This window comes from Agrobacterium sp. BT-220-3 (genome assembly GCF_025910175.1).
GTDB lineage: Bacteria > Pseudomonadota > Alphaproteobacteria > Rhizobiales > Rhizobiaceae > Agrobacterium > Agrobacterium oryzihabitans.
In genome coordinates this window covers 1-12667 of sequence record NZ_JAPAIX010000014.1, presented here as the reverse complement: position 1 = coordinate 12667, position 12667 = coordinate 1, and the positions used below count along the sequence as shown (strand labels likewise).

Sequence of the window (12667 nt, the reverse complement as noted above, 5' to 3'; positions counted from 1 at the left end):
CTTCTCTCCCTGTTTCACCCTCCCGAAAGGATAAAACCCATGAACATCCTCCACCTCGATTCCAGCATTTTGGGCGCCTACTCGGCCAGCCGTGACCTGTCGGCTGCCATCGTAGAGCGTCTCGTCGTTTTGAACCCCGGTGCCGAAGTCACCTATCATGATCTCGACGCGCAATCGCCGTTGCACCTCTCGAGCGCCCATATGGCCGTGTTTCAGGGCGGGCCTGTTGAGGACGCCGATCTTGGAGCCGACCTGGGCAAAGGCGGAGCCTATATCGAGGAGTTGTTTGCCGCCGACATCATCGTGATCGGTGCGCCAATGTACAATTTTACGATCTCGACCCAACTCAAATCCTGGATCGACCGCGTCGTTGTTGCCGGAAAGACGTTCCAGTACGGCGCCAACGGTCCTGAAGGCTTGCTTCCCCCCGGCAAGAAGGTCTTTCTGGCGTCCACCCGCGGCGGAGCCTATGGCGAAGGTAGCCCTGCGGCTCCGCTGGAGCATCACGAATCCTACCTGCTTGGCGTCCTCGGCTTCATCGGACTGACCGATGTCACGATTGTGCGGGCTGAAGGCCTCGCGATGGGCGATGATGCCAAAGCGGCAGAGATCATCAAGGCGAAGGGGCAGATCGCAGCCTTTGCCTGACCTCGCTATCGGCCGGAGGTCGTCGCGATGCGACCTCCGGCCAGCTTTATTATTCCGTCGATCTCATCCTCTGTGGCTCTACCGCCGCCTCGTTATCTCTCCCGCACTAACCGTCTTAATCAGGGCGACGATACGTTTTCGGACTTTCGGGTCCGCAATTTTCACGAAAGCACGGTTCAACTGCTGCCCTTCCACCGAAGATACGAACTGAACGAATTCGGGAAGGTCGAATGCGGTGGTTTGGGTTGCCTCTGAGGTCATTTGCTCACTGGGCATATCCTCGAAAAAATACCGCACAGGGACACCAAGGGCGGAGGCAATATTCTGCAGCCGGCTTGCGCTCACCCTGTTGGCACCTCGTTCATACTTCTGGATCTGCTGGAAGGTAATTCCGAGCTGTTGGCCCAGAGTTTCCAGGCTGATGCCAAGCGCTCTGCGGCGCGAACGGATTTTGCTTCCGACATGAACGTCAACAGGGTTTGGTATGGCTTTGCTTTTCATCACGCGGTCCCGATAATGAAGTAGGTGATGTCAAATTGATTTCCGAGCTAAAATGGTCCGAACGATAGGCGAAGCGTTCAGCGTTGGCCGTTCCCCTTTGCAGAGGCTTGGAGAACGGCAGTACGAACCGAACTGCCGTCCAGCCATTACGGTCCAGTCCTTGCGGAGGGCGCAGCATTCTCGCTGGAAATCGCCTGCGCAGTTTTGCCTCTCTGCGTGAGGCCGAGCACGAATACGAAGAACACCGGCACAAAGAAGATCGCGAGGACCGTGGCCGAGATCATGCCACCCATGACGCCGGTCCCGATTGCCGTCTGGCTTCCTGAGCCGGCGCCGCTTGCGATCACCAACGGAACGACGCCGAGCGTAAAGGCAAGCGAGGTCATGAGGATCGGGCGGAAGCGGAGATGAGCTGCCTCCACCGCGGCGTCGAAGAGCGACTTGCCTTCGGCCCTCAGATCTTTCGCGAACTCGATGATCAGGATGGCATTCTTGGCGGACAATCCGATGATCGTGATCAAGCCGACCTTGAAGTAGACGTCATTTGGCATGTCACGCAGCATGACCGCGGCAAGAGAGCCGATGATCCCGAGCGGAATGACGAGCATCACCGAAAGTGGGATGGCCCAGCTTTCGTAGAGTGCGGCAAGGCACAGGAACACCAGCAGGCAGGACAGGCCCAGCAACATCGGAACCTGTGATCCGGACTGGATTTCCTGCAGAGATTGACCGCTCCATTCATATCCGAATCCTGCCGGCAGCAATCCGGCGATGCGCTCCACTTCCGCAATCGCGTCACCGGAGGAATAGCCTTCCGCAGCCTGGCCGCTGAGACGGATTGCCGGGAAACCATTGTAGCCTACCAGCTGGGTGGCACCCTTTGACCAGCTATAGGTGGCGAATGCCGAAATCGGGACCATGCCACCATCGGTGTTGCGCACATTCATGGTCATGATGTCGAAGATATCACCACGCTTGTCGGGCTCGGCCTGCACTGTCACCCTTTGCATGCGTCCTGAGTTGGGGAAGTCATTGGCATAAGAGGAACCGATATTGGTGCTGATCGTCTGGTTTATTTCGGCAAAGGTAACACCAAAGGCGTTGGCCTTCTCCCGATCTATGGTCAGCACCATCTGAGGAGCATCCGCCAGACCTTCTTCGCGCACGCCTGAAAGAACAGGGCTCTTGCGTGCTTCAGAGAGAAATTGATCGCGAGCCGCGGTGAGCGCGGCGGTCCCTCTTTGACCACGGTCCTGGAGACGAAAGGCGAAGCCGTTGGTGGTCCCGAGGCCTGAAATGGCCGGTGGCGAGGTTGCAAACGCCATCGCGTCCTTGATGGATTGGAACGCACCGTTGAACTTCTGCGCAAGGGCAGGGGCGGCCTGTTCGGCGGTGCGTTCGCTCCAGTCCTTGAGCGTCATGAAGACAAGGGCCGCATTTTCGCCGGCGCCTGCAAAGCTGAAGCCATTGATGGCAACGACGCGGGTGACAGCCTCGTCATCCATGACGATCTTCTCCATCGTCGCGACAGATTCGGCCGTGCGTGCTGCTGTAGCGTCCGCTGGCGCCTGGACCTGTGCGAGCAACGTGCCTTGATCCTCCACCGGCAGGAAGTCGGTCGGAAGCCGCAGGAACATATATGCCGTGGCGCCCACCACGACGAGATAGACGAGCATCACCCGCCCGCTCTTGCGCAGCAGGCTTCCAACCCAGTTGCTGTAGCCGCGGGACGATGCATCGAATTTGCGGTTGAACCAGCCGAAGAAGCCTTTTTTCGCGTGCCCATGACCTTTCTCGACGGGTTTGAGGAACGTGGCGCAAAGGGCGGGTGTGAGTGACAGTGCCAGAAACGCCGAGAACAGGATCGACGCGACCATGGTTAGCGCGAATTGCTTGTAGATGACGCCGACCGCACCGGGGAAAAACGCCATGGGGATGAAGACCGATGTCAGCACCAGCGTAATGCCAATAACCGCACCGGTGATTTGCGTCATGGCTTTCTTTGTCGCGTCCTTGGGAGAAAGACCTTCCTCCATCATGATGCGCTCGACGTTTTCCACCACGACGATCGCGTCATCGACGAGAATACCGATCGCCAGGACCATGCCGAACATGGTCAGCACATTGATGGAAAAGCCGAGAACCAGCATGACGGCGCAGGCGCCAAGAAGCGCGATCGGGACGACGATCGTCGGGATGATGGTGTAGCGGACGTTCTGCAGGAAAAGAAACATCACCGCGAATACGAGAACGACGGCCTCAAGCAGAGTATACAAGACCTTCTCGATGGAGATCGAGACAAATGGCGTCGTATCGTAAGGAATGGAGTATTCGATGTCCTGGGGGAATGACGGCGCTAACTCATCCATCCGCTCGCGGATGGCGGTCGCCGCCGAGAGCGCGTTGCCGCCCGGGGCGAGTTCGATCGACGCGCCGGAGGCCGGCTTGCCGTTGATTCTGACCGAGGTGTTATAGCTCTCGGCGCCCACCTCGATGCGGGCAACGTCGCGCAATCGGACCGTAGAACCGTCCGGCTGAGCGCGAAGGACGATCATTCCAAATTCGTCAGGGGAGGTGAGCTGGCCCTTGATAAGCAGCGAACCCGTGGTCCGGCGCTCGGCGCCAACCGGAGCGGCGCCGATTCGGCCGGCGGCAACCTGCGCATTCTGTGCTCTGATCGCCGTCGTCACATCGTTCGGTGACAGGTTGAACCCGAGCAACTTGTCGGGATCGACCCAGACACGCATCGCGCGCTCGCTGCCGAATTGCTGGACATTGCCGACACCGGGAATACGACGCAGCTCGCTGGCGATGTTGCGGCTCATATAGTCGCCGAGCGCGATGCCGTCGGTCGCCCCGGACTTCGAGGTCAGGGCAACAAGCAGGAGTGTACCGGAGCTTGCTGCATCGACGCTGATGCCCTGCTGCACGATGGACGCAGGTAGCCTCGCCTCGACGCGGCGAACGCGGTTCTGGACTTCGACTGCCGCCGTGTCGACGTTGGTTCCGGCCTCGAACGTCACATTGATGGTGATTGTCCCGGAGGCATCCGAAGTCGACTCGTAATAGAGCAAGCCCGGTATGCCGTTGAGCTCGTCCTCGATAAGACGGGTGACGCCTTCATAGGTGTCTTCCGGAGAGGCGCCGGGATAGGTGGCGGCGATCCTGATCTGCGGTGGCGCAACGTTCGGATATTGCGAGATCGGCAGCATTGTGACGGAGATAGCGCCGGCCAGCATGATGGCGATGGCGAGAACCCAGGCAAAGACCGGGCGGTCGATGAAAAAAGCAGCCATAGGAGATCAGCCCCCGTTTGCAGTTTGAGGGGCAAGGGCAGGATTGCTCCAGGGTTCAGGCTGCACCTGCGCACCCGGCGCTATCCGCTGGAAACCTTCGACAATGACACGATCGCCAGCGCTGATACCTTGAAGAACGACCCACCTGCCGTCGAGAATCCAGCCGAGCGAGACCGGGCGGATCTCGACCTTGTTATCCGCTCCAACGATGTAGACCTGGGCAATCCCGGCGGTATCGCGCTGGATAGCTTGCTCGGGTACCGCAAGGGCGCCGTCAAGGGCGGCCTGCTCGATCCGCCCGCGCACATACATGCCGGGAAGCAGGTTCGTTTCCGGGTTGGGGAACTCGCCCCGAAGGATCACCTGGCCGGTAGCCGCGTTCGCCGTCGCTTCCGAAAACAGGAGTTTCCCGTCGTGCGGATAGGGTCGTCCTTCGGCAGAGACCAGCTTGAGGAGCGCGCTGCCGGAGGCATCGGCCTCCAGCTTACCCTCGGCGACGGCATTTTTCAGCCTGATCATATTGTCGGCGGGCTGGGTAAAATCGGCGTATACAGGATCGATCTGCTGGATCGTGGCCATGACGTCCGATGTCGGACTGACCAGCGAGCCTTCGGTCACCAGCGCCCGGCCAATGCTGCCGCTGATTGGCGCGCGAATCTCCGTATATTGCAGTTCGAGCTGGCCTGTTCTCAGATCAGCGCGGGCACGTTCGACATCAGCGTTGCTCTGCGCCAGTTCGGCGACGGCAGTATCTCTGTTCTCGAGACTTGCGACACCGTTCTGGGAGAGCTGTATCTGGCGATCGGCCTTCTGTTGCGCCAGTTTTTGCCCGGCGATAGCGGAGTCGAGTGCGGCCTGCGCCGATGCAACCTTCGCCTTGAACGGTTCCGGATCGATAATGTAGAGGACATCCCCCTCACGGACCGACGTGCCCTGCTGGAACACCCGCTTCAGCACCATTCCGGTTACACGGGGGCGAACGTCGGCGGTGACCATGGGCGCCACCCGCCCCGGAAGCTCCGTCACCACAGGTAGTTTCTCTGCCTTGACGTCGACGACGGAAACCTTGGCCGGCGGCGCGGCTGCCTGTTTTTTCGGCTCATCCGAGCAGCTTGTTAGCACCATACACACGCTGGCAATAAGAAGAGATGTAACGGGTCTCAAACGGCGGGACATCAAGCGTTCCTTACTGGTTTCAAGCTCGGAGCCAGGAAATGACGTTCCGAGTATTTTGTCAGGCAAACTCACGGCAAAGAGGTGTGACTCTCGCCCGGCGGGCGCTGCTTCATCGCTCCATGCGTGGGGCTGTAGGGCATGAATTCGAGACTATTCGTTGCCACTCGCCTGGCATCGAATTGCCGGTTGGGCAGTTGCATCATGCCGATCCAGGCAAGAGGATATCTGAACAAGAAAGGCAGCCCTGTCGAACCTGAGTTGCTGATCCTCTCCGGAACCCCGGCGGACATATTCCTGCAGATTGATGATTGGCAGCGTGGTCAATTGACCGATCGCCGCAACCCATTCACCCGCGGTGACGACGGCATAATGGTCGCGGATCGCGAGTTCAGCTACCAGCTCACGCAGATCCCCTGTGGTGACCACCGCGAATCCGGCTGCGGTTAGAATTTCGTTGACCAGAACCAGTCCTCGCTGGTTCTCGAGGCAAACAATAATATGTCGTCGTGCCGATTGCACAGTGTGAAGAATCATCGTGCCTCCTGCGTGAGTGGAGCGGTCATTCCAAGGTGGTTGAGGGTGCAAGAACTCGCGCCACGGCCTATCGTCGTACGGCGATGAAACAGCTTCCTTGAAGGAAGGTCATCGCCTCGAATGCAGATGGTTTGAGCGTTGTGCTCTTCTGTCGCCAGTCGTCCAGGAGAGACTGAATGTCGATGATGGGAAGCTCCGACAATTTTCGGATTTCCGGTATGCAAGACGATACTGTGACGATCGCGGTATAGTGACGATGCCGGATCATGTCCTCGAATTCGGCCAAGCTTGTTGTGCTTTCCGAGGAAAGACCCTCCGCGACTACGGCACGTTCCAGCAATTTGACGGTGTGCGTGTCCGGCAGATAAATGCAAATTCGTCTCAGCGCCGAGAAGGCAATCAGGTTGAACATCGATAACCTCCTGGGTTGCAATCATAATAGATCCAACCCGTGTGGAGTATTATTTGGTTTTGTTGTGTTTTGTTGCGAGGCCGTTGGCGACACGCCTAACAGCAGCGCATTGGAGCGCGGTCGGTTGGCTGCAACAAAAACGCATAAAACCAAACACACCGCTGCACCGGGCAGTTTTAGACTTTCTCATCGACGTTATGAGGAAAGTCTCGTGTCCGCTGAAACGACTCCCGCAAAGAAAATTCTTGTCTTCCTTTCTCGGCCGGCCGCCGATGTGATCGTTACCAAACTCGCCGAGCGGGGCTATGCCTCCGATGCAGTATCGACGGTGCCGGAGGCCTTCGACGCTCTTCGTTCGGACGGCTACTCCGTTGCCATCACCACGCGGCCGGAGATCGACATTCTACGCACAATCCGTTCCATACCCGTGGTCAATCTTGAGATTTTCTTTCATTCGGTACCGTCGGGTGAACGTCGGCCGTTGACGTCAAGACGTTTTGACGGAAGGGCATTTATGGAAAGGATCGATTTTCTTGTTCAAGCCGCCTCCACAAAAGGTGACCACTTACCCGTTGAGGCAGTAAAACCGCCTGACACAACAAGCCATGCGCTCTGGCGATGGTGGACCAGAGCCAAAAGACTATTGGGCCTGCCTCGCCATAGCGAAGGATTGGGAGATGCACGGTCCTGAAGGCTTGCAGGAGTCGCCCGTGCCAGTCGCGCCCATTCTCCCAGCGCTGAGCGCTCCTCAGCTGTCGGATACAAAGTCGGAGAGGCAACGCAATGGTCTTCGGCCCGGCAATCTCTTTCAAATAGCAGTCCCTAAACAGGAACGGCTCTTCTTAGGAGGATGTCTTTTGTTTTTCTGGCTGATTAACGCCGCATCGCTGAGCGGCTATGTCATTCTGGCAGTGTTTCTACTTGTCGCACTAGCGCGATTTGTGCGGCATGTCGCAACCGCATTCATAGCAAGTCTGCCCAAGCGATCGCAGCTCAGGCATTATCTCGTCCTGAGCACGTCGCTCGCGTTTTTTTCTCTGCTTGTCGTTCGTGCCTGTTACATTGCAACAGTGATTGTTGACGCCGAGTTCCGCTCTGACCCGTTCATAGACCATAGCAGGCTCATCGAACATTAAAAGAAGATGCCCTTGGCCGCGCGGTCTGTCACCGTCTGACGTGGGATAAACTGCAGCTCGAAGGGCTCTGCAACATTTTGCAACATTTTTGAATAAAGTTTTGCGTGAGATCAGATAAGGCTACAATCACCTGTGCTTGAATGGCAGCTCCCAAGCCCGCCGCTTACCCAACTATAGTCCAGTGAGATGGTAGATCGACATGGCAACGCTCCACCCGCAGCCGAGGAACACCGCGACAAACGACCTGGCCGTACCTGCGCAAGCCCGTATTCTGATCGTTGAGGACGATGGCGATATTGCGGGCATGCTGGTCGACCTCGTTAACGCCTATGGTTTCCACGCATCGGCGGTGGCAAATGGGATAGAAATGGACAGGATGCTCGCTCGCCGTGAGTTCGATTTGATCCTGTTGGACGGGATGTTGCCGGGAGAGGATGGTTTCAGTATTTGCAGGCGGCTGCGTTCGTCGGGCAAAACCCCCATCCTCATGTTGACGGCATTGCGAGAGGATATCGACCGCATCCTCGGCCTGGAACTTGGGGCGGATGATTATGTGACAAAGCCCTTCAACTCCCGCGAGCTGATGGCGCGTATCAAGAATATCCTTCGCAGAAGCGCCGTTCACAGCGAACCAGAGCCGGAACTTTTTCCTGTGACCTTCTCGGGATGGAGGATCGACCCACGAAGCCGTCAGCTGTTTGACGCCGACGGTGCCCAGGTCTCCATGACGACAGCGGAATTCGATCTCCTATGGGCGTTCTGCTGTCACCCAAACAAAGTTCTGACGCGTGAGCAGCTACTGGCTATGACGCATGCAGGATCGGCTGGACCTGTTGAGCGCAGCATTGATGCACATATCAGCCGCGTAAGGCAGAAAATTGAACCAAACCTGAAGGATCCGACCTTCATCAAGACCGTTCGTCTCGGTGGATATCTGTTCGCATCCAAAGTCGAGCCTCTACCGTGAAGGGGCTCAGAACGGCTTCTATTCGCCAGCAACTCTTCTTCCTTGCACTCCTGCTGGTCGTTCTGGTGTCAGCAGTCGCAGCCGTGTCGGAACCATTTATTTATGGCAGACATGACAAGGGGATCGAGATCGGGCTGTATTCCGGCCGGATGGAAATGGTGCTTGAGCAGTTCAGCCGCAGTCGTACCGTCGAGCAGGAGAATGAGGCTCTCCGGTTTTCCGAGCGCCTTGGCGTGTCGGCGCGGCGAGCTCCTTTGTCCGAGGCGTCAATGTCCTACCAGTCGGAAACACCGACGAACGAAGTCGTTCTGCGGGTGAAAGAGCTGATCAATGATGGAATCTTGACCTCGCTCAGAAACGCGATGAGTCTACAGAGCAAGCCCGCTCACTTGGTCGTCAAGGTCGATGACAATCGTGCATTGTCCTTTGAGATGCCGCAGTTTCCGAGCAGCGTCTGGTTAGCGCCGGCAGTGGCAAGCGGTTTTCTGAAGATTGTCATTCCGCTCATATTGCTCGCCTATGTCGGTAGTTGGCTGATCACTGATCCGTTGGTCCGATTTGCGGCGGCGGCACAAAGGGTGAGTATGGACGATCACTCCGGGGAGCCGTTCAAAGCGGAAGGGGCCTCGGAGATCCGGAGCCTGGCCACATCGCTTAATATCATGCAAAGCCGGATACAGACGATGTTGCGTGATCGGACAAGGGTCCTTCGCGCCATCAGTCACGATCTGAGGACACCTCTGACGCGACTACGAATGCGTATCGATCGTTCCAACGAGCCGGAACTGAAGGAACTGATGCTGGCCGATGTTAGCGCACTGTCGTCGCTGATCGACGCGAGCCTCGTGTTCCTCGATAATAAGTTCGAACCTTTCCGCAATGTGGATCTCTCCAGCCTCCTCCAAACGATAACGAGTGACTTTGCTGACACCGGGATCAATGTTCATTTTTCCGGTCCACGCAGGCTCACATATATCTGCATGCCTCAAGGTTTGACCCGTGCGATTTCCAATCTCGTCGACAATGCCTCCAGATATGCCGGGCAAATCGAAATCGAGCTGGTGCGTGACGATAACGGTGGTGTAACGATCACGGTATCCGACGATGGGCCTGGCCTGCCAAATGATCTTAAGTTGAAAGTCATCGAGCCCTTTTTCAAAGGCGATGAGGCACGACAATCCGGCGGCAAGGGTGGAGGCTTTGGGCTCGGGCTAACCATTGCCCAGGGTATCGTGACAACAGGACACAAAGGCGAGTTCCGGTTGCTTGACCGCGAACCGAGCGGGCTTGTTGTGGAAATGCGGTTGCCGCCTGTAAACTCCACGGAACTTGCCGCAAACCAGGGCGGCGCTCCCAGTTTCTAGCTGCGCCCGTGAACATTTCCCAACATTATCGAAAACACGATAATATCGCCGTCAGCTATCGTTCATTTCAGCCACATTCGCCACTCGGCGGTATCACCGGCTGGAGCAAGAACATTGAAGTCCATTTCCAAGATCAGCATTCCCCTTCTCCTCGCCGGTCTATCCCTTGCTGGATGCACCACTGCCGACCCGACTGTTTATTCAGGTCTGGCCTCGGCACAGTACCTGCGGCCGGATCCCGGCGATCAGAGCGGGCGCATTCCCTATCGCTACCATAGCAACGTTGACTGGAAACAATATGATAAGGTTATTGTTGACCCGGTCGCCGTTTACCATGGTCCAGACAGCCAGTTCGTCCAGATCAGCGAGTTGGATAAGGCGGTTCTGGCAAACTACATGCAATCTCAGTTTACGCAAAAACTCAGAACCCGTTTTTCGGTGGTCACTGCCCCCGCACCAGGCACCGTGCGGGTGCATCTGACGCTGACCGGCGCAAAGACGACAACCCCGGTCCTGGGGCCGTTCTCACGCATTGATGTGGGCGGAGGCGTCTATAATGCAGTGCAGGCCGCACGCGACAAGGAAGGCTCCATGACCGGTTCGGTGGCCTACGCGGTAGAAATTTATGATGCACCGAGCAATCGTCTTCTATCGGCATACGTCACCAAGCAATATCCGAATGCGATGAATATCGGCGCCAGCTTCGGGGCTTTGAAGGCTTCCAAGGTCGCAATAGACAAGGGCGCGGATGCGCTTCTAGCCCAGATGCAATAGGGCGATGCAGGTGAGTATTAGCGCAATATATCTCAACATCAAACGACACACAGCAACAGCGAAGCAGGGCATAAGGGGGTGTTCGCATCGGGAGCCCATGTCGGATTCCGTATGGAGATAGGTGCTAGGTGATCCGAGATGGGCTGCGATCGTTCACGCCCCGGACAGCCTCCCCGCTCAGGCAATCAAAGGAGAAGCCAATGAAATGCAAAATCGTCGTTCTGGCTGTGGCCGCCATTGTTGCCGTAGGTGTTGTCCCTCCCGCCTCTGCTCAAGTGGTCATTTACAACGATCAGGATCCGGCACCGTACTCCGGAGAAGCACAAACCGAGGGAAGGTTCCTTCATGCGTGGAACCGCCATCACGATTCGCAGAACAGATGGGGAGGTTCTCGCGACAATTATGGACCCAACGATGTCATCAATCTGCTTGAGGATCGTGGCTACAGGGTTCGAAACGTTGATGACGTCGGAGAGCGGTATCTGGTCCAGGCATCCCGCGGTGGCGATGATCTCTTGGTAAGTGTTTCCCGCTCGGGGGAGATCATGGGGGTGGTGCACGACAGGCGTTGAGGCTGCCGATACATACGGCCTGAGCTTCGAGTGCATGCACGTCTTCCAAGGGGAAAACTATGTTAAATCAATATAATGGGGACTTGTTGCGCGCTTTGGACGCTTCGGATGGTGGTATCATCCGCGCAGAGAGGGTCTGGCAACATCGTCACGACATCGACCTTGCTGATTTTGAACCTCGAACCTTTCCGAAGCGAGCGCTCGTAATCGGAACCAGCGCCATCGTGCTCGGATTAGGTTGTGTCTTTTTCGTTGCTGACCAGTTTTCTCACAACGTTCCCTCCGTGGAGTCAATAGCCGGTGCGCCGGCGGCGGTTGGCAAACTGGATGGTGAGCCAGCCAAACTCCAGAATCTCGTGACTGCCGCTCCGGCCTCGGGGAACGAAGTGGACGTCGATTTGCCCGATCCCCTTGTTGTTCCGGTTCCCATCAATCGTCCAGTTCTTAAGGAAAGTGTCCCATCCGTAAAAGGTCGGGCTGGAGATGCAAAAGAAAACAGACCCGCAAATGTTGCCCGGTTTGACGAGTGTAGCCCTCGATGTGAAAGCCGCGATCCACTGGTCACCGGCTCTTCGCCAAAGATGCTGCGCACGGAAGACGCTCCATTTATTCCATCCGCCGAGGAGCGGGGAATGGATCCAGCCGGTGCCCTTGAGGGCGTTCGCTCCGTTTTCAACGAGACCGCCGCTGCACCGTTTACGGCGCTGAAAGTGGGGAGGGATGTTTTGAATAGAGCTGCCGGATTGGATTGAAGAGCCAAGCCGGCGGATTGAACATTGCGTCGAGAAATGCCTGTCTATCCTCGCCACTCAAGAAGGGCGGCTCGTGTTCATCGAGCACACGACGCGCCCTAAAAAGCGAGGTCACCCGCGGTCAGGCCGGACCCGGCCAGCGCACGCAGGATAAGGTGCTTGGCAGTCGGCGAAACCCGCAGTTCGATACGGTCCGTTTTGAGTTTTTGCTTGCTTTTGGGTGCGGCTGGCGTGGGCTTTTTCGTTTCTCGCAGATAGTACAGGAAGATACCGCGCAATTGTGCTCAGGGATTTCCGCACCTCGCTAACTGGTTGGAATTTCAGAGAGTGTTGCATGCGATGATCTGAACGGATGCATCCCTTGTCTGAAATCTGCGACCAGATGCATTGTCTGCCCAGCGCTTCGGGGTGCTGGTTAGAGGTGGCTCGGTTTGTCTGAACAGTTTCGGGCTTTTTGTTAAGTGGATTTCCGCCTCGATTATGCTGCCACCATCATTGGTGCCAGCGCGTTGAAGTAAGCCTGATCCGGCGTCTG

The 12667-nt window shown here is 57.1% G+C and carries 13 protein-coding genes; 7 read left to right on the top strand and 6 right to left on the bottom strand.

The features are described 5' to 3' along the window. Positions 1 to 39: 39 nt before the first annotated feature. Complete coding sequence (locus tag OK142_RS22565; RefSeq protein ID WP_498685300.1) at positions 40 to 648, top strand: FMN-dependent NADH-azoreductase; 609 nt, start codon at positions 40 to 42, stop codon at positions 646 to 648. 78 nt (positions 649 to 726) lie between these two features. On the opposite strand, the gene OK142_RS22560 is transcribed toward OK142_RS22565, so the two are convergent. The 5 genes from OK142_RS22560 to OK142_RS22540 all read right to left on the bottom strand — a co-directional run bounded on the left by OK142_RS22560 (position 727) and on the right by OK142_RS22540 (position 6567). After that, positions 727 to 1152: a helix-turn-helix domain-containing protein gene (locus tag OK142_RS22560; protein ID WP_498685299.1), complete on the bottom strand. Its 426-nt coding sequence runs from the start codon at positions 1150 to 1152 to the stop codon at positions 727 to 729. A 143-nt stretch (positions 1153 to 1295) separates the two neighbouring features. Next, positions 1296 to 4445, bottom strand: a complete 3150-nt coding sequence (locus tag OK142_RS22555) for a multidrug efflux RND transporter permease subunit (protein ID WP_498685298.1) — start codon at positions 4443 to 4445, stop codon at positions 1296 to 1298. Positions 4446 to 4451: 6 nt separating this feature from the next. After that, positions 4452 to 5621 carry an efflux RND transporter periplasmic adaptor subunit gene (locus OK142_RS22550; RefSeq protein WP_498685297.1) on the bottom strand — a complete coding sequence of 390 codons (1170 nt, stop codon included), beginning with the start codon at positions 5619 to 5621 and terminating at the stop codon, positions 4452 to 4454. 150 nt (positions 5622 to 5771) lie between these two features. Beyond that, positions 5772 to 6155, bottom strand: coding sequence for a hypothetical protein (locus OK142_RS22545; protein WP_498685295.1), 384 nt, complete (start codon positions 6153 to 6155; stop codon positions 5772 to 5774). 67 nt (positions 6156 to 6222) lie between these two features. Continuing rightward, entirely contained in the window at positions 6223 to 6567 is a 345-nt protein-coding gene (locus OK142_RS22540) for a hypothetical protein (protein WP_498685294.1), read from the bottom strand. A gap of 124 nt (positions 6568 to 6691) precedes the next feature. Between OK142_RS22540 and OK142_RS22535 the strand changes: the two genes are divergently transcribed. The 6 genes from OK142_RS22535 (at position 6692) to OK142_RS22510 (ending at position 12132) form a co-directional block, all read left to right on the top strand. Then, positions 6692 to 7258 carry a hypothetical protein gene (locus OK142_RS22535; protein ID WP_498685292.1) on the top strand — a complete coding sequence of 189 codons (567 nt, stop codon included), beginning with the start codon at positions 6692 to 6694 and terminating at the stop codon, positions 7256 to 7258. 644 nt (positions 7259 to 7902) lie between these two features. Then, positions 7903 to 8670 carry a response regulator gene (locus OK142_RS22530; RefSeq protein WP_498685290.1) on the top strand — a complete coding sequence of 256 codons (768 nt, stop codon included), beginning with the start codon at positions 7903 to 7905 and terminating at the stop codon, positions 8668 to 8670. Continuing rightward, a complete protein-coding gene (locus OK142_RS22525) occupies positions 8667 to 10034 on the top strand; it encodes an ATP-binding protein (RefSeq protein WP_498685288.1) in 1368 nt (455 codons plus the stop codon). Before OK142_RS22530 ends, OK142_RS22525 begins: the two co-directional genes overlap by 4 nt. 114 nt (positions 10035 to 10148) lie before the next feature. Next, on the top strand, positions 10149 to 10808 hold the full coding sequence (locus OK142_RS22520) for a DUF3313 domain-containing protein (RefSeq protein ID WP_498685286.1): 660 nt from the start codon (positions 10149 to 10151) through the stop codon (positions 10806 to 10808). Between the two features lie 200 nt (positions 10809 to 11008). Beyond that, on the top strand, positions 11009 to 11380 hold the full coding sequence (locus OK142_RS22515) for a hypothetical protein (protein ID WP_498685284.1): 372 nt from the start codon (positions 11009 to 11011) through the stop codon (positions 11378 to 11380). Positions 11381 to 11439: 59 nt separating this feature from the next. Further along, positions 11440 to 12132 (top strand): hypothetical protein, encoded by a 693-nt coding sequence (locus tag OK142_RS22510; protein ID WP_498685282.1) that lies wholly within the window; start codon positions 11440 to 11442, stop codon positions 12130 to 12132. Between the two features lie 320 nt (positions 12133 to 12452). Here OK142_RS22510 and OK142_RS22505 read toward each other — a convergent pair. Further along, on the bottom strand, positions 12453 to 12667 hold a 215-nt coding region (locus tag OK142_RS22505), incomplete at its 5' end, for a hypothetical protein (protein ID WP_498685281.1).